This is a genomic window from Pseudomonas sp. BNK-15, assembly GCF_047456105.1.
Classification (GTDB): Bacteria; Pseudomonadota; Gammaproteobacteria; order Pseudomonadales; family Pseudomonadaceae; genus Aquipseudomonas; species Aquipseudomonas putida_E.
Map to the genome: position 1 here is coordinate 906410 of NZ_CP179898.1, position 17692 is coordinate 924101.

General features: G+C 60.7%; 15 protein-coding genes. 10 read left to right on the top strand and 5 right to left on the bottom strand.

The annotated features are described in order from the left end of the window. Nucleotides 1-424 precede the first annotated feature (424 nt). The 5 genes from metG to ACMGF5_RS04130 all read left to right on the top strand — a co-directional run bounded on the left by metG (nt 425) and on the right by ACMGF5_RS04130 (nt 5862). Nucleotides 425-1975 (top strand): methionine--tRNA ligase, encoded by a 1551-nt coding sequence (gene metG / locus ACMGF5_RS04110; RefSeq protein ID WP_414157581.1) that lies wholly within the window; start codon nt 425-427, stop codon nt 1973-1975. 100 nt (nt 1976-2075) lie between these two features. Further along, the gene (locus ACMGF5_RS04115; protein ID WP_414157582.1) at nt 2076-2885 is read left to right on the top strand and encodes a helix-turn-helix domain-containing protein; all 810 of its coding nucleotides are present in this window, start codon (nt 2076-2078) and stop codon (nt 2883-2885) included. 64 nt (nt 2886-2949) lie between these two features. Continuing rightward, nucleotides 2950-4356 carry an NAD(P)/FAD-dependent oxidoreductase gene (locus ACMGF5_RS04120; protein ID WP_039604407.1) on the top strand — a complete coding sequence of 469 codons (1407 nt, stop codon included), beginning with the start codon at nt 2950-2952 and terminating at the stop codon, nt 4354-4356. A 32-nt stretch (nt 4357-4388) separates the two neighbouring features. Beyond that, on the top strand, nt 4389-4730 hold the full coding sequence (locus ACMGF5_RS04125; RefSeq protein ID WP_039604408.1) for a cupin domain-containing protein: 342 nt from the start codon (nt 4389-4391) through the stop codon (nt 4728-4730). 52 nt (nt 4731-4782) lie between these two features. Then, nucleotides 4783-5862, top strand: a complete 1080-nt coding sequence (locus tag ACMGF5_RS04130; RefSeq protein WP_046784466.1) for a polyamine ABC transporter substrate-binding protein — start codon at nt 4783-4785, stop codon at nt 5860-5862. Between the two features lie 98 nt (nt 5863-5960). Here ACMGF5_RS04130 and ACMGF5_RS04135 read toward each other — a convergent pair whose 3' ends face one another. Both ACMGF5_RS04135 and ACMGF5_RS04140 read right to left on the bottom strand, forming a co-directional pair. Further along, nucleotides 5961-7544, bottom strand: a complete 1584-nt coding sequence (locus ACMGF5_RS04135; protein ID WP_012316117.1) for a peptide chain release factor 3 — start codon at nt 7542-7544, stop codon at nt 5961-5963. Between the two features lie 100 nt (nt 7545-7644). Continuing rightward, nucleotides 7645-7974, bottom strand: a complete 330-nt coding sequence (locus ACMGF5_RS04140) for an XRE family transcriptional regulator (RefSeq protein ID WP_115273929.1) — start codon at nt 7972-7974, stop codon at nt 7645-7647. A gap of 463 nt (nt 7975-8437) precedes the next feature. Here ACMGF5_RS04140 and ACMGF5_RS04145 point away from each other — a divergent pair, with 463 nt between their 5' ends. From ACMGF5_RS04145 to ACMGF5_RS04160, 4 genes are read left to right on the top strand one after another with little or no spacing between them, the layout of a single operon-like run. Next, nucleotides 8438-9151 carry an ABC transporter permease gene (locus tag ACMGF5_RS04145; RefSeq protein WP_012316118.1) on the top strand — a complete coding sequence of 238 codons (714 nt, stop codon included), beginning with the start codon at nt 8438-8440 and terminating at the stop codon, nt 9149-9151. Between the two features lie 14 nt (nt 9152-9165). Then, nucleotides 9166-10077: a glycine betaine ABC transporter substrate-binding protein gene (locus tag ACMGF5_RS04150; RefSeq protein WP_414157583.1), complete on the top strand. Its 912-nt coding sequence runs from the start codon at nt 9166-9168 to the stop codon at nt 10075-10077. Then, entirely contained in the window at nt 10074-10727 is a 654-nt protein-coding gene (locus tag ACMGF5_RS04155; RefSeq protein ID WP_012316120.1) for an ABC transporter permease, read from the top strand. Before ACMGF5_RS04150 ends, ACMGF5_RS04155 begins: the two co-directional genes overlap by 4 nt. Then, nucleotides 10724-11881, top strand: coding sequence for a betaine/proline/choline family ABC transporter ATP-binding protein (locus tag ACMGF5_RS04160; protein ID WP_115273927.1), 1158 nt, complete (start codon nt 10724-10726; stop codon nt 11879-11881). Before ACMGF5_RS04155 ends, ACMGF5_RS04160 begins: the two co-directional genes overlap by 4 nt. A 111-nt stretch (nt 11882-11992) precedes the next feature. On the opposite strand, the gene ACMGF5_RS04165 is transcribed toward ACMGF5_RS04160, so the two are convergent. The 3 genes from ACMGF5_RS04165 to ACMGF5_RS04175 all read right to left on the bottom strand — a co-directional run bounded on the left by ACMGF5_RS04165 (nt 11993) and on the right by ACMGF5_RS04175 (nt 15999). After that, nucleotides 11993-14422 carry a TonB-dependent siderophore receptor gene (locus ACMGF5_RS04165; protein WP_414157584.1) on the bottom strand — a complete coding sequence of 810 codons (2430 nt, stop codon included), beginning with the start codon at nt 14420-14422 and terminating at the stop codon, nt 11993-11995. Between the two features lie 108 nt (nt 14423-14530). After that, nucleotides 14531-15493 carry a FecR family protein gene (locus tag ACMGF5_RS04170; protein WP_414157585.1) on the bottom strand — a complete coding sequence of 321 codons (963 nt, stop codon included), beginning with the start codon at nt 15491-15493 and terminating at the stop codon, nt 14531-14533. 17 nt (nt 15494-15510) lie between these two features. Further along, nucleotides 15511-15999, bottom strand: a complete 489-nt coding sequence (locus ACMGF5_RS04175; RefSeq protein WP_115275494.1) for a sigma-70 family RNA polymerase sigma factor — start codon at nt 15997-15999, stop codon at nt 15511-15513. Nucleotides 16000-16507: 508 nt separating this feature from the next. Here ACMGF5_RS04175 and ACMGF5_RS04180 point away from each other — a divergent pair. Next, nucleotides 16508-17671: a type III PLP-dependent enzyme gene (locus ACMGF5_RS04180; RefSeq protein ID WP_046784472.1), complete on the top strand. Its 1164-nt coding sequence runs from the start codon at nt 16508-16510 to the stop codon at nt 17669-17671. Nucleotides 17672-17692: the final 21 nt, after the last annotated feature.

Below are 17692 nucleotides of genomic sequence, written 5' to 3' on the forward strand. Positions count from 1 at the left end.
TTGATAACAGGTCCATTGCCCTGTAATCGGTGCAGAGGCTGTGCCAGTTGTGTCAAAAAATGACATGCTGCCAAATCAATGGCTTAGCTCAAGCGTGCGTCCTAGGACCGTGCAAAACACCCGAATCGAGGCTCACCACTCAGGGTTTATGCAACGCCCCCCAAGATCCGACCCGGCGGTTTTAAGAAGCAGGCCATGAAAGTAAGGTCCTTAACGGAGTGTCGGGGAGGTGCGGTATCGAGAAGTGCATGCTGCAGGCTCATACAGCGCCCGGGCGCCACCAACTGCCTGTGAACAACCCACAGAAGCGCATATAGGAGCTTTTATAGGAAAAATCATACGAAGCAATCTAAACATTCTGTTTATTTACTATGTTCACCCTACCCGCTACCTTGCCTTATTCCACCTTCCCCGGATGTAGGCAATGAGATCAACTCGCTATTTCACAACTCCCATTTACTACGTGAATGACGCCCCACATATTGGCCATGTATTTTCAACCCTGCTCGCCGATATCGGAGCTCGCACGGCGCAGCTCGAAAATAATGAGTCATTCTTATTGACCGGGACGGATGAACACTCGACTAAGGTAATAGAAGCAGCGCGAGCTCAGGAAGTGCCTGTAGAAACATGGGCACAGAACAATGCCGATGCATTTCGTCAAGCATTCACAATGTTCAATATCGACTTCAATGATTTCATCAGGACCAGCGAACCCCGTCACAAGGCAACTGTACGCAAACGTATTGAACAGCTTATGACTACCGGGGATGTTTATTTAGGTGAGTATGTAGGCTGGTATGACGCGGGCCAAGAGGAATACATATCCGACACCAAGGCAAAGCAGTATGAATACAAGTCACCAATCAATAAAAAGCCTCTGATTCAGCGCAGTGAAAATAACTATTTCTTTCGCCTAAGTCGCTACCAAGAGCAATTGTTGGCGCTGCTCGACACCGGTCAACTGAGAATTCATCCAGCTAGCCGTAGTGCTGAAATCGTTGCAAGGATACAAGATGGAATCAGCGACATCCCTATTTCAAGACATAACGCCGACGCTTGGGGAATCAATGTTCCCGGCGACACTTCGCATGTGGTTTACGTCTGGGTCGACGCACTGTTCAACTACCTTACCGCAATCGACACCCTAGAGCGTCGTCACCTCTGGCCGGCGACCCTCCAGGTGGTTGGCAAGGACATCCTCTGGTTCCATGCCGTAATCTGGCCTGCCATGTTGCTGGCCCTGAAACAGGTAGAGGGTAACCAGTGGCTGGATCTGCCACGCAACATCCTCGCCCACGGTTTCTGGATACGCGAAGGCGAAAAGATGTCGAAAAGCATGGGCAATTTCGTAGGCACCGACCTTTTGCGCCATTACTGTGAAAAATTTGGGGTGGACAGCATGCGTTTCTATCTCGCCAGCGCGGGGCCAGTGGGCGCCAGCGACTCGGATTTTGCGCATTTGCGTCTCTTAGAAAGCTACAACGCGAACCTCGCCAATACCGTGGGAAATTGTTTCAGTCGAATCATAGGGATGGTCAATCGCTATTTTGAGGGTATCGTACCCGCAAAATCGGCTGTTGCCAGCGATTTCTCCAAGGCCATCAGAGAGCTTAGCCTATCGTCCCGAGAAAAGGCCCAAGCATTCCAATACGACAAGATGATTGCATCAGCACTCACAATCTTTCGTACAATCGATCAGTACGTGAACCTCACCGAGCCCTACCGGCTAGTCAAGCAGCCTGAAAACCTCGTATACGTAGGTCATATCCTGCATGATTGCCTGGAAGCCCTACGCCATGGCGCGCTTACGTTGTGGCCAGTCATGCCCGTCAGCATGGCCGAGTTGCTGCAAAACCTGGGCTGCTTAGATGCCGGCCAGTCCCCCAACTTCTATCACGGTCGCTCGGTAGCACCGGGATTTCGCATCAACGAAACTCGAGTACTGTTCCCCCGCTATCAGGAAGCTGAGTAATACCCGAGCCCCCAGAGACTTCAGCCTCTGGGAATGCGGCTTAAAATGCTAGATTCAGTTGGCTCTTGCTTGACGTTGCAAGCCTCGGCACTATCGCTGAATGACATTGAATGAATTATCGGACGGCCCTGAACAAACGCCAATCACCGCCGAAACCGTGCTGCGCTACCACCTGTGCTGGAAGCACCGCGACCTCGACGGGGTGATTGCGCTCTATCACCCGGACGTGCAATACCACGATTTTTTCCAGAACCGCGTGCTCGGTTACGACGCGCTGCGTGACTATGTCCGCGCTTGCCTGCCCCACCAGGCCGGCGAGGACATCGTCCATGGCGACCGTATCCGCGTTGACGGCAGCACGGCATTCATCCAGTACCAGGTCACGGTGCAGGGCGGCGAAGGCCTGGTGGCGTTTCAGTCCAGCGAAGCGATCACGGTCAAGGACGGGCTGATCTGGCGGGTCAACGAGTACGCCACGCTGGTCCGCCAGAACAGCCAGGGGCTTGCCAGCAGCGGCCCGCGCCCAGCCGTCAGCCGCCTGGGCCTTTCGCCGCGACAGCTGTCGACCATGGCCCAGGACCTGGAGCACTACTTCCAGCGCCAGCGCCCCTACCTTGACCCGGAACTGGACCTGCAACAGGTGGCCGATGCCAGTGGCTACAGCCGCAACCAGATCTCCTACCTGCTCAACCAGGTGCTGGGGCAAAGCTTCTACCGCTACGTCAACCAGGCCCGCCTGCAGCACCTGATGGCCAGCCTGGATGACGACAGGATCGGGGCGCCGATCGACGACCTGGCGTTCAGCGCGGGCTTCAACTCCCTGTCGGCATTCTACAAGTGCTTCCGCGAACACACCGGGCTTACGCCCAAGGCCTATCTGAAGCAAATTTCCCTGCGTGCACGCACGTAAGACAGCCAGCGCTGAACGCCACTAGGATCGCCCACAGACCTTGACGGATGTGGAGCCGAACCCGATGCAACCTTTGCGCACGCTCAGCCTGTGGATGGACCAGCTTGAAGAGCCACTGTGCGCCCGCCCGGCCCTGCGCGAAGACCTCGACGTCGATGTGTGCATCATCGGCGCTGGCTACACCGGGCTTTGGACCGCCTACTACCTCAAGCGCCAGGCGCCACAGCTGAACATCGCCGTGATCGAGGCCAACATTGCCGGCTTTGGCGCCTCTGGGCGCAATGGCGGCTGGCTGATGGGCAACATGCTCGGTGAAGACCGCCTGCTCGCCACCCTGTCGCCGCAACAACGCCGCGCCAGCATCGACCTGCTGCATGGCATCCCCGACGAAGTCCACCGCGTGCTGCAACGCGAAGGCATCGATTGCGACTACCGCAAAGGCGGCGTGCTGTATTGCGCCGCGCGCTACCCGGAACAGGAGCGCAGCCTGCGTGCCTACCTCGATGACCTCTACCGCCAGGGCATGACCGAGGATGACTACCGCTGGCTGCGCCCTGAGCAACTGGACGCCCAGCTTCGCGTGAGCAACGCCTACGGCGCGATCTACAGCCCGCATACCGCGACCATCCAACCCGCCAAGCTGGTGCGTGGCCTGGCCCGGGCGGTTGAAGCGCTGGGCGTGCCGATCTACGAAAACACCCCCGCCGTCGACTGGCAGCCCGGTGAAGTACGGGCACCCCTGGCGCGCATCCGCTGCCAGTGGATGGTCCCTGCTGTGGAGGGCTACGCCGCCAGCCTGCCACCGCTGGGCAAGCATCAACTGCCGGTGCAGAGCCTGCTGGTGGCCACCGAGCCCCTGCCCGAATCGACCTGGGAGCAGATCGGCCTGTCACAAGGCCAGGCCTTCAGCGAGAGCAGCCGCCAGGTCACCTATGGCCAACGCACCGCCGACAACCGCCTGGTGTTCGGCGCCCGCGGCGGCTACCGCTTCGGCGGTAGGCTGCGCGAAGACTTCACCCTGACAGAGGCCGAAGTCGAACTGCGCCGCTACCTGTTCAGTGAGCTGTTCCCACAACTCAAGCATGTGCGCATCACCCATTCGTGGGGTGGCAACTTGGGCATGGCCCGGCGCTTCCGCCCGCACATGCTGTGTGACCGCCAGCGCGGTATTGCCCTGTCCGGCGGTTATGGCGGTGAAGGTGTCGGCGCCACCAACCTCGGTGGGCGCACATTGGCCGCGCTGATCCTCAACCAGCACAACGAACTGACCGCGCAACCCTGGGTGCTCGACAACCGTCCGCTGTCGAGCCTGGCCAGCTGGCCGCCCGAGCCCTGCCGCTGGCTGGGCTACAACGCGATCATCCAGAGCTTCGTGCACGAGGACCGAACCCTCGCCAACCCCGCCACCGTGCCATGGCGGCGGCGCCTGGCCAGCTCGCTGGCGGACTTCATGGAAGGCTTCATGCACTGACTTCCCTTTCACCCACACAGGATCCAACGGTAATGAGCATCACCCAGTTCAAACACACCGAAAGCGCCGTGCTGGAAAGCTCCAACCCGGTCGCGGTGCCGCTTGGCGAACCCGTGGCAGTGACCTCGGTCACCTGCGTGGAACGCAGCGATGGCGTCGAAACCGGCATCTGGGAATGCACGCCCGGGCGCTGGCGGCGGCAGATCGCGCAGCAGGAGTTCTGCCACTTCATCAAGGGCCGCTGCACCTTCACACCCGACGGTGGCCAGCCCCTTCACATAGAAGCCGGAGACGCACTGATGCTACCGGCCAACAGCATGGGCATCTGGGATATCCAGGAAACCGTGCGCAAGACCTACGTACTGATCTTCTGATCCGCTGATCGCCTGCCTTCGAAAACAACAGACAAAGCAAGGTAAACCCGACATGCGCACCCTCCTTCTCGCTCCCCTGATGCTGGCCGCCAGCGTGGCCAACGCCGCCGACTCGGTAAAGATCTACAACTGGTCCAGCTACGTGGCCCCCGACACGTTGAAGAACTTCCAGCAGGCCACCGGCATCAACCCGACCTACGACGTGTACGACAGCAACGAGACCCTCGACGGCAAGCTGATGACCGGCAACTCAGGCTACGACGTGGTGTTCCCCTCCAACCACTTCATGGCCCGACAGATTCAGGGCAAGGCCCTGAAGAAGCTGGACAAGTCGCAGCTACCCGGCTGGAACAACCTCAACCCGGTGCTGCTCAAGGCGCTGGAGGTCAACGACCCCGGCAACCAGTACGGTTTCCCGTACCTGTGGGGCAGTACCGGCATCGGCTACAACATCGACAAGGTAAAGGCCGTGCTCGGTGACAACGCCCCGGTGGATTCGTGGGACCTGATCTTCAAGCCCGAGTACATGAGCAAGCTCAAGAGCTGTGGGGTCGCCGTGCTCGACAACGGCCCTGAACTGTTACCCATCGCCCTGCACTACCTGGGCTTGCCGCACCACAGCAAAGATCCGAAGGACTACGAAAAGGCCAAGGAACTGCTGATGAAGGTTCGCCCGTACATCAGCTACTTCCATTCATCCAAGTACACAGGTGACCTGGCCAATGGCGATATCTGCGTGGTGGTAGGGTTCTCGGGTGACGTGCTGCAGGCGAAAAACCGCGCCGATGAAGCGAAGAACGGGGTGAAGGTCGGCTATTCGATCCCCAAGGAAGGCGCACCGATGTGGTTCGACATGGTTGCCATGCCGGCCGATGCACCGGATGAGAAGGCGGGTTATGCCTACATGAATTACCTGTTGCAGCCACAGGTGATGGCCAATATCAGTAACCATGTGCAGTACGCCAACGGCAACCTCAAGGCCGACGCTCTGGTGGACCCGGCACTCAAGGGCAACACCATGATTTATCCGAGCGAAGAGATGATGGGCAAGCTGTATGCGCTGGAGGCGATGCCGGCCAAGATCGACCGCATTCGTACGCGCATCTGGACCAGTATCAAGGCGGGGAACTGAAATGGGGCCGCTTTGCGGCCCTTTCGCGACACAAGGCCGCTCCTACAGCTGTAGGAGCGGCCTTGTGTCGCGAAAAGGAGGGCATAGCCCTCCCAGGATCAGTGATGCTCGCGAGTAGCGCGGAACTTGACGTCCGGCCAGCGCTCTTCCATCAGCGACAGGTTGACCCGGGTCGGGGCCAGGTAGGTCAGGTGACCGCCACCGTCGATGGCCAGGTTTTCCATGGCCTTGACCTGGAAGTCTTCGAGCTTCTTCTTGTCGTCGCAACTGATCCAGCGTGCCGACCACACGGTGATCGGCTCGTAGGCGCACTCGACCTTGTACTCTTCCTTCAGGCGGCTGGCGACCACGTCGAACTGCAGCACACCGACCGCACCAAGGATGATGTCGTTGCTGCGTTCTGGGAAGAACACCTGGGTCGCGCCCTCTTCGGCCAGCTGCTGCAGGCCCTGGCGCAGCTGCTTGGACTTGAGCGGGTCCTTCAGGCGCACGCGGCGGAACAGTTCCGGGGCGAAGTGCGGGATGCCGGTGAAGCCCAGCGCCTCGCCTTCGGTGAAGGTGTCGCCGATCTGGATGGTGCCATGGTTGTGCAAGCCGATGATGTCGCCAGCGTAGGCTTCTTCGAGCTGCTCGCGCTCGGACGAGAAGAAGGTCAGCGCGTCACCGATGCGCAGATCCTTGCCGGTACGCACGTGGCGCATCTTCATGCCCTTCTCGTACTTGCCCGAGCAAATGCGCATGAAGGCGATACGGTCGCGGTGTTTCGGGTCCATGTTCGCCTGGATCTTGAACACGAAGCCGGTGAACTTCTCTTCAACCGGCTCCACGGTACGCTCGTGGGCTACACGGGCCAGCGGGCGCGGCGCCCAGTCGACAACGGCGTCAAGTACATGGTCGACACCGAAGTTGCCCAGTGCGGTACCGAAGAACACCGGCGTCAGCTGGCCATTGATGAACTCGTCCTGATCGAACTCATGGCAGGCGCCCTGCACCAACTCGAGCTGCTCGAGGAAGCGGTCATACTCGTCACCCAGGTGGGCACGGGCTTCATCAGAGTCGAGCTTCTCGATGATCTTCGCCTCGGTACGCTCATGGCCATGGCCCGGGGTGTAGACAATGATGTAGTCGCCGGCAAGGTGGTACACACCCTTGAAGTCGCGATAGCAACCGATCGGCCAGGTGATCGGCGCGGCCTTGATCTTCAGTACCGCTTCGATCTCGTCGAGCAGTTCGATCGGGTCGCGGATGTCACGGTCGAGTTTGTTGATGAAGCTGACGATGGGCGTGTCGCGCAGGCGGCAGACGTCCATCAGGGCAATGGTCCGCGGCTCTACACCTTTACCGCCGTCGAGCACCATCAGCGCCGAGTCCACTGCAGTCAGGGTGCGATAGGTATCTTCCGAGAAGTCTTCGTGGCCGGGGGTGTCGAGCAGGTTGATCATGTGCTCGCGGTACGGGAACTGCATCACCGAGGTGGTGATGGAAATACCGCGCTGCTTCTCCATTTCCATCCAGTCGGAGGTGGCGTGGCGGTCGGACTTGCGCGACTTCACGGTACCGGCGACGGCAATGGCCTTGCCCATCAGCAGGAGTTTCTCGGTGATGGTGGTCTTACCGGCGTCGGGGTGGGAAATGATTGCGAAAGTGCGGCGCTTCGCGACTTCGGCGGCCTGGTTGGTCATGGGAAATCGCCTGACTGGGGGATTCAAAAAGGGGCGATATCATACCTGAAGTTGGGCGGGGACCAAAATTTGATCCCCTCCGTTGGTAAACGATGGTCAGTCAGGCGCGTTTCGCCTGGCTTTCACAAAAACCGTCAAGCGTCACAGGAGGGCGGCCAGGTATATTCACAACGAGTTCCAGAGTGCCGCCCAAGGCTTCCACATAGCTGCGCAGGGTCGAAATCAACATGTCACTGCGCTTCTCCACCTTGGAGATGTTGCCCTGACGCATGTCCAAGCGTTCTGCCAAACCTTCTTGCGTGAGTTCAAGCTGCTTACGCAATGCCTGAAGCGTCATTTCTTCGCGAATCAATTGACGACCCAGCTGCTCCACCCTCTCCCTGCGCTCAGGGGACAATTCGTTGATGACCTCATCAAGCGTCTTGGACATCTTTCTCTCCTCTGGACAAGTGGTTTTCAAAGCGAGTGTCTGCTTGCTTGATCAACACCTGATAAAACCTGTGCTCCCTGACCCCGCACTTGTCACCTACCACCAGGATCGAGAAGGGAAATTCTGTCCATCAGCACAGGTAGACAGATAGCAGGTAAACCAACGCCTTTACGTAGGATTCACGCTGTTTTTTAGTACGAAAAAACACTCGCCCCAGTGATTAACACTGGCCAAATGCCGCTGCAGATGGGAACCTTTACGCCCTCGGAGACGTCCACTCCCCTGCAACCCGCTTCGCTTGGGGACTGGTTTCATCAGCATTTTCGGGCCCGACGGGGTTCGGCTCATGGCCTGATCGCAGCCTTCGGTTGCTTCACGCTGCTAATCGCGAACACACCACTCGCCGCCAGCCATGGCCGGCCATAAAAAGAGTGTGCTCGCCGACAACACAAGGAGTCCGCCTGTGGCTACACGCTACGGAAAAGGGCTGTTGGGATGGGCCGCCGTGCTCGTCATCCTGGCCCTGCTGGTTCACTGGATCGGCATCGACACGATCGCGCGTTACCGCGACGATCTTGGGTTCTACCTGCAAGCGCACCTGGTACTGGTGCTGGCTTCGATGGCGGCGGCGTTGGCCGTGGGCATCCCCGCCGGCATTGCGTTGAGTCGACCGCACCGGGTCGACAAAGCCGAGCGCTTCATGCAGTTCTTCAACGTTGGCAACACCATTCCCCCTCTGGCCGTTCTGGCCATCGCCCTCAGTATCCTGGGCATCGGCGCCGGGCCCGCGATCTTCGCGCTGTTCCTCGCCTCCCTTCTGCCTATCGTGCGCAACACCTACGAAGGCCTGAAAAACGTCCCCGCCTCGCTCAAGGAAGCCGCCACCGGCATCGGCATGACCCCGCGCCAGCAACTGTGGCAGGTGGAACTGCCCAATGCCGTGCCGATCATCGTCGGCGGTGTGCGCGTGGCCCTGGCGCTGAACGTGGGCACTGCGCCCCTGGCGTTCCTGATCGGTGCCAACAGCCTGGGCAGCCTGATTTTCCCCGGCATTGCCCTGAACAACCAGCCACAGCTGCTGCTTGGCGCGGCCTGCACGGCGTTGCTGGCACTGGCGCTGGATGCCGCGGTGAGTTTCTCCAGCAAGCGCTGGCTGGAACGTGGCCTGGCCCAATAAAAAAGAGGCAACGTATGAAGAAGAGAATCGCCTTGCTGCTGGGCGCGGCCCTGCTGTTCGCAGGCTTTGCCCAAGCGGCGGAAAAACCCCTGGTGCGCATCGGCGCACGGGTGTTCACCGAGCAGACCGTACTCGCTGAAATCACCGCCCAATACCTGCGCGCCAATGGCTTCGATGTGCGCGTCACCAGCGGCCTTGGCAGCAGTCTCGCCCGCCAGGCCCAGGAGACCGGCCAGTTGGACTTGATGTGGGAGTACACCGGCGTGTCGCTGGTGTCGTACAACCACATCGAAGAGCGCATGCCCAGTGCCGAAGCCACCTACGCCAAGGTCAAGGCGCTGGATGCCAAGAAGGACCTGATCTGGCTCACCCCGACCAAGTTCAGCAACACCTACGCCCTGGGCCTGCCCAAACAGGTCGCCGAGGCCTACCCACAGATCAACACGATCAGTGACCTCAACCAAGTGCTGCGCGACGAGCGCCAGCGCAACCACCTGGTAGCCCTGGACACCGAGTTCGCCAACCGCCCTGACGGCCTGGTAGGCCTGAAGGAGATTTACGACCTGCAAGTCGGCCGAGCCAACATCAGGCAGATGGACGCCGGCCTGGTCTACACCGCCATGCACAACAACCAGGTGTTCGCCGGCCTGGTGTACACCACTGACGGCCGCCTGAGTGCGTTCAACCTCAAGCTGCTGGAAGACGACAAGCACTACTTCCCCGACTACACCGCGGCCCCAGTGGTGCGCAAGGCCGTGCTCGATGCCAACCCGCAACTGGCCGCTCTGCTCAAGCCACTGGCCGAGCAGCTCGATGACGAGACCATGCGCCAGCTCAATGCCAAGGTCGACGTCGATCACCAGAGCCCGACTGCCGTGGCCGCAGCATTCCTGCGAGAGCACCCACTCAAGGAGGTGCAGCCATGAGCCTGCTCGATACCTTCGCCCACCTCGACTGGGCCCTGGTGCTGCAACTGACCTGGCAGCACATCATGCTGGTCGGCATTGCCGTTGGCCTGGCAATCCTGGTCGGCGTGCCGCTGGGCATCCTGATGACCCGCTTCCCGGTGGTGGCCGGGCCACTGCAGGCCAGCGCCACAGTGCTGCTGACCATCCCGTCGATTGCCCTGTTCGGCCTGCTGCTGCCGTTCTACTCCAAGTTCGGCCAGGGCCTGGGGCCATTGCCTGCGATCACTGCGGTGTTTCTTTATTCACTGCTGCCCATCCTGCGCAACACCTACCTTGCCCTGACCAACGTCGAGCCTGGCATCCGTGAAGCCGCGCGCGGTATCGGCATGACCTTCGGCCAGCGCCTGCGCATGGTCGAGCTGCCCATTGCCGTCCCCGTCATCCTCGCCGGCGTGCGCACTGCCGTGGTGATGAACATTGGCGTGATGACCATCGCCGCGACCATCGGTGCCGGTGGCCTGGGCGTACTCATCCTCACCTCCATCAGCCGCAGCGACATGTCGATGCTGCTGGTCGGCGCCGTACTGGTCAGCCTGCTGGCAATCATCGCCGACCTGCTCCTGCAAACCCTGCAACGTGCCCTGACTCCAGAAGGACTGCGCTCATGATCGAACTCAAGAACCTCAGCAAAACCTTCAACGTCAACGGCAAGGACGTCAAAGCCGTCGAGTCGGTCAGCCTGACCGTCAACGAAGGCGAAATCTGCGTATTCCTCGGCCCCTCGGGCTGTGGCAAGAGCACCACGCTGAAGATGATCAACCGCCTGATCACGCCAACCTCCGGCCAAGTGTTCATCAATGGCGAAGACACCAGCGGCCTGGACGAAGTGACCTTGCGCCGCCATATCGGCTATGTGATCCAGCAGATCGGCCTGTTCCCCAACATGACCATCGAGGAGAACATCACCGTGGTCCCGCGCCTGCTCGGCTGGGACAAGCAGAAGTGCCACGACCGCGCCCGTGAGCTGATGCACATGATCAAGCTCGAGCCCAAGCAGTACCTGCAACGCTACCCGCGTGAACTGTCCGGTGGCCAGCAACAGCGCATCGGGGTGATCCGTGCGCTGGCTGCAGACGCGCCGGTGCTGTTGATGGACGAGCCGTTCGGCGCAGTCGACCCGATCAACCGCGAGATGATCCAGAACGAGTTTTTCGAAATGCAGCGGGCGCTGAACAAGACCGTGATCATGGTCAGCCACGACATTGACGAAGCGATCAAGCTGGCCGACAAGATTGCCATTTTCCGCGCCGGCAAGTTGCTGCAGCTGGACCACCCGGACACCTTGCTGGCGCACCCGGTGGATGACTTCGTAAGCAACTTCGTGGGCCAGGACAGCACCTTGAAACGCCTGTTGCTGGTGCGCGCCGAAGATGCGGCGGACAACGCCCCGTCGGTAAGCCCAGAAACGCCCGTGAGCGATGCGCTGGAGCTGCTGGACGAGCACGACCGCCGCTATGTGGTGGTCACCGATGCGCAGAACAAGGCGCTGGGGTATGTACGCCGGCGCGACATGCACCGCCAGCAAGGCACGTGCGCGGACTTCCTGCGCCAGTTCAATGCAACGGCTTCCCACGATGAGCATCTGCGCATCCTGCTGTCGCGGATGTACGAGTTCAACCGCGCCTGGTTGCCGGTGCTCGATGCCGAGCAGGTGTTCCTGGGCGAGGTGACGCAGGAGTCGATCGCGGCTTACCTGAGCTCGGGAAGATCGCGCGGGGCCAAGACCAGCATCGTCTCACCGGCTGAGGCGGTGGTTTCCTGATCAAAGGGAGCGCTTCGCGCTCCCATCGCCGGCAAGCCGGCTCCCACAGGGTTCAGCAGCGCTGCTGTCAATGTGGAAGCCGGCTTGCCGGCGATTGAGGCACTGCTGCTATCAGAACCCCACGCTGGCCTGCACATAGAAGGTCCGCGGCTCGCCTACATAAATGCCGGCATTGTTGTCGCTGGAGCGGGTGAAGTACTGCTTGTCGAAGAGGTTCTTCACCCCCGCCGCCAGCTTCAAATTGGCCATCTTCGGTCCGAACTCATAGCCACCACGCGCATGCCAGGTCACATAACCCGGAATGTCGCCATACTGCCCATCAGCGCTCGGCTCGGTGATGTAGTCGCCATTGAAGCTCCCGTCGGCATTGATCCCCGTACCCGGCGCGCGCTGCCTGGATTGGGCGTAGGCGTCCAGGTTCCAGGTCCAGTGGTTGACCGCGTAGCGCAGGCCGGCGGTAGCCACCTGGCGTGAGTAGAACGGTAGGTCGCGCCCCTTGAAGCCAGGAATCTCCCCTTCATAAGTCGCGCGGGTGTAGGTGTAGCCACCATTCACCGACAGCCCTTCCAGGCGCGGGTCCAACCCGGCCAGGTCGTAGCGTACAGACGCCTCGATACCCTGGTGCTTGGTGGCGCCCAGGTTGGTCCAGCCTACATCATTGCTGATGTATTGCAGCTCGTCGTCGAAGTCGATGTAGAAGGCCGTCAGCTCCCCGGCGAAAGCGCCGTTGTCATAGCGCGTACCCACCTCGTAGGTCTTGGCCTTTTCCGGCTCCAGGCCGTTAGCCGTGCTGTTGCCGGTACCGCCTTGGCCCAGCTGGAAGTACTGCAGGCTGCCGAACGACGTTTCGTAGTTGGCAAACACCTTCCAGGCATCGGAGATGTGATACATGACGCTCAGCGCAGGCAGCGGTTCATTGCTGGTGATGCTGCGTTTCTTCTCGGCCACCGGGCGGTTGTTGGCGCCCAGCACCGGGCGGTCGCGCCAGTCAGTGTTGATGTGCTCGAAGCGCACACCCGGGGTGATGGTCCAGTTGCCGACGTCGATCTTGTCATCGATGTAGTAGGCGCTGGCCTCGGTGCCGCCGCTGCGGTCCTGGAATACATGGCCGTCGGACGTCGGGGTAGGCGTCGGAACGTTGTCGATCAGCGCCAGGCGGGTCGACTGTTCGCGCATGGCTTCTTTGAGGTAGCGGTAACCGACACTGACTTCCTGGGTGGTGGGGCCGGCGAAGAAGATCCGCGAAACGCGCGGCTCGATGGCGAAGGTGTGGTAATTGCGCGGGTAGGACGACAGGGTCTTCATGTCACGCGAGGCGATGGTGCTGCCGCGGAAGCTGTCGGTGTAATACGTCAGCACTTCGAACTGGGTGGCCTCGTCGAGTTGGCGCTGCCATTTGAACGACACGTCCTTGCGGCGCCCGGCGAAGTAATCGTAATCACGCAGTGACTGGTACGGATTGCTGTCGTACTGGGCCTGGGTCAAACCACCGGGCATATCGGCACGGCCATCGTAGTAATGGAAGTTGAGCCAGAACTCGTCAACGTCGGTCGGTGCCCAGTGGGTCTTGAGGATGACGTCGTCGATGTCGTTGCCATTGTTGCTCTGCCGGTAGCCGTTGCCGTTCACCCCGGTGTACAGCAGCGCCACACCCATGCCGTTGTCGGCAGTGCCGCCGACGAAGGCCGACTCGGTGTGCTTCCAACCGCCGTGCTGCGAGGTCTCCAGGGTGGTGGAAAGCTCCGCCGAAGCCTGCTGCGGGATCGCCCGGGTGACGAAGTTGATCACCCCACCGACGTTCTGCGGGCCATAGCGCACCGAACCGGCACCGCGCACCACATCGATGCTGTCGAGGTTGCCCGAGGAGATCGGCGCCATGGACAGCTGCGGCTGCCCATAAGGGGCGAAAGCGGCCGGGATGCCATCGATCAGCACGGTAGAGCGAGGCGACAGGCGCGACGTCAGGCCGCGTACACCTACGTTGAGCGACAGGTCGCTGCCACCTGTGCCGTTGGAGTCCTGCACTTGCACGCCCGGGATGCCACGCAGTGCGTCGCGCACGTTCATCGTGCCCTTTTCCACCATGGCCTCACGGCGCACCACGGTGCGCGCACCGGGGTGGTTCTGCACAACGGCCTGATCGGCATCACCCAGCCAGTCACCCACCACGTTGATATCGGTGGGCGCCAGTTCCAGGCTACCGCTGCCCAGGTCGAGGGTGGTCGGCAGCGGCTTTACCACCACGGTATCCTGGGACATTTCGAAGGTCAGCCCGCTGCCCTGCAACAACTGTTGCAGGGCCTGCACCGGCGCCAGCTTGCCGGACACCGCCGGGGCCTGCTTGCCGGCCACAAGCTCAGGGCTGTAGAACAGCTGCAGGTGGGTTTGCTGGCCCAATTGGCTGAGCGCCGAAGCCAAAGGTTGAGCCTGGATCTGGATGGCGGCGTTGGCCTGTTCGGCATGGCTATTGACTGCCACGGCACTGACCGCGAGGGCCAGCGCCATGCCGCGCAAGCGTGGCAAAGGTTTGTTGTTGTTCACGTCGTCAAGACATCCTGAAGTTCGGGATAAACGCCAACTGCATGCAAATGGAAATGCTTGGCAGTTGCAGCTGGCGAGGAAGACGAACGAGCCGAAAAAAACCTGAATCTATTTCGCGATTATTTCGCGAGAGCCGTCTTCACGGGTTTTGATCGCCACCGGCAGGATGCTCGGCAAGGCGCGCAGCAGTGCATCGGTATCATCGATGCTGAAGGTGCTGGACAGGCGCATCTGCGCCACCTTGCCGGGGGCAACGCGCAATGGCTCGGTGCGATAGCGCGAGGCTTCGGCCACCACTTCAGCCAAGGTGGCGTTGTCGAAGACCAGTTTGCCCTGGCGCCACGCCGTAAGCGCCGCGGCGTCGACCGCATAGGGCGAAGCAAGCTTGCCTTGTGCATCTATCTGTATGCCCAGGCCCGCCGTCAGCTGCGCCAGCGAAGCATCCTTGCCCTGCACGCGTACCGAGCCCTGCTCCACTGCAACACGGGTGGCGCCAGGGTCCAACCGCACATCGAAGCGGGTACCGGTGACGGTCACACGGCCCTGTGCGGTATCGACCACGAACGGCCGGTTGCTGTCGTGGGCGACAATGAACATCGCTTCGCCGGCATCAAGCCGAATTTGCCGTCGCCCCGGGCTGTAGTCGACCTGCAACTGCGTAGCGCCGTTGAGTTCCAGCTGTGATCCGTCCGGCAGTAATACCTGACGGCGCTCGGCAAAGGCGGTCTGCAATTGCGCCTGGTGATTGAGGCGCTGGTACTGCCAGCCACTGAAGCCCAGCCCCAGGGCAACTACCGCCACGCCGGCTGCCAGTGCCTGGCGCAGGAAACGCCGCCGAGGCAACTGCTGCACTGGCTCAGGTTGGCACAGCGCTTCGAGGCGCTGGCGCGGTATGAAGTCGGCGGCCCGCCACAGGCTGACGAGATGCTCATACTCCTCGCTGTGTTGCGGATCAGCCTCCAGCCAGGCATGCAGCTGTGCCAGCAGCACGGCATCGCCCGGTGCATCCTGCACGCGTGCGAACCACTCGGCCGCCTGCTGGCGGACGGTCTCGGTACCGTGCTGTTTCATGGACAAGGTCTCCTGACTCATCTTGCCGACACATCCAGGTGCTCACGCAAATGCCGGAGCGTGCGGATCATATACTTTTCGACCATGTTCTTGGTCACACCCATGCGCTCGGCGATCTCGGCCTGGGTCAGCCCCTCGAGCTTCTGCCAGATGAACACCCGTCGGCAATTGAGCGGCAGCTCGGCCAGCGCCCGCTCGACGCTGGCGGCCAGTTCCAGGGCATGGACATACGCCTCGGGGTCGCCCGTGCCGCCGGCCCCTTCATCGAAGGCTTCCAGCTCGAGCGCCTGGCGCCGGTCTTCGCGGCGAAAACCGTCCACCGCAATGTTGCGGGCGGTCTGGTGAAGGTAGGCGCGTGGCTGCTCGACCTGCTCGCGCGGGTTTTCCAGAACCCGTATGAAGGCGTCATGGGTGAGGTCCTCGGCCTGCTGACGACTGCGCAGCTTGCGCGTCCAGGTGCCGATCAGCTCTTGGTAATGGTCGAGGAAGCCTTTGTGTCCGGACACGGTCGGGGTCGTCAGCAAGGGGGCAGATAATGGCGCGAATAGTAATATTTCTCATAAAGCACAGCAAATCCGCCAGTCGGTAACAAAAAATTTATGAGTGATTTCACGCACTGCACTGCCCATGAACGTGGCCATAAATATGAACACCTTCGCCTTTCTCGCGGGTATGGGCGCCGCTATAGAAACCGCACTATCCCTGTGAGGGCGGGCTTGCCCGTAACGAGCCCGAAACGGTCTATTCCACAATTTTTTACGCCTGCCAACGCGCGGGGAACATCTACCGGTCACACAAGTCGGTTATTCAAGTGGCAACGCGTCGATCTTGGGTCGACACGCCCGGATTACCTGTTGATCTTGCGTTCTTCACGCCCTAAAGTGCGCGCCGAACGTCCATGCTGGAAACGATCCATCCGGCTCAAGTACTGAGTAGGCGAACCAAAGTGGGGATACGGAGGACGTTCAGTTTGCAGCCACTTATCTTTTCAGTTTGCCCATGGAGTCCCTGAGCATGTCGATCCAGGTCGAAGACTATTTCGCGCGTGACACCTTCCAGAAAATGAAGGCGTTCGCCGACAAGCAGGAAACCCCGTTCGTACTCATCGATACCCAGATGATCAGCCAGGCCTACGACGACCTGCGCGCCGGTTTCGAGTTCGCCAAGGTCTACTACGCGGTCAAGGCCAACCCGGCGGTCGAGATCATCGACCTGCTCAAAGAGAAAGGTTCGAGCTTCGACATCGCCTCGATCTACGAACTGGACAAGGTGATGGACCGTGGCGTCAGCGCCGACCGTATCAGCTACGGCAACACCATCAAGAAGTCCAAGGACATCCGTTACTTCTTTGAAAAAGGTGTGCGCCTGTACGCCACCGACTCGGAAGCCGACCTGCGCAACATCGCCAAGGCCGCGCCGGGCTCCAAGGTCTACGTACGCATCCTCACCGAAGGCTCCACCACCGCCGACTGGCCACTGTCGCGCAAGTTCGGCTGCCAGACCGACATGGCCATGGACCTGCTGATCCTGGCCCGCGATCTGGGCCTGGTGCCATACGGCATTTCTTTCCACGTGGGTTCGCAACAGCGCGACATCAGCGTGTGGGACGCCGCCATCGCCAAGGTCAAGGTGATCTTCGAGCGCCTGAAGGAAGAAGACGGCATCGAGCTGAAGCTGATCAACATGGGTGGCGGCTTCCCGGCCAACTACATCACCCGCACCAACAGCCTGGAAACCTACGCTGAAGAGATCATCCGCTTCCTCAAGGAAGACTTCGGTGACGACCTGCCGGAAATCATCCTCGAGCCAGGCCGTTCGCTGATCGCCAACGCCGGTATCTTGGTCAGCGAAGTAGTGCTGGTTGCGCGCAAGTCGCGCACCGCCGTCGAGCGCTGGGTGTACACCGACGTGGGCAAATTCTCCGGCCTGATCGAAACCATGGACGAGTCCATCAAGTTCCCGATCTGGACCGAAAAGAAAGGCGAGATGGAAGAAGTGGTCATCGCCGGCCCGACCTGCGACAGCGCCGACATCATGTACGAGCACTACAAGTACGGCCTGCCGCTGAACCTGGCGATCGGTGACCGCCTCTACTGGCTGTCGACCGGTGCCTACACCACCAGCTACAGCGCGGTGGAATTCAACGGTTTCCCGCCGCTGAAGGCCTACTACCTGTAATGCAGAACGGGGCCGAAAGGC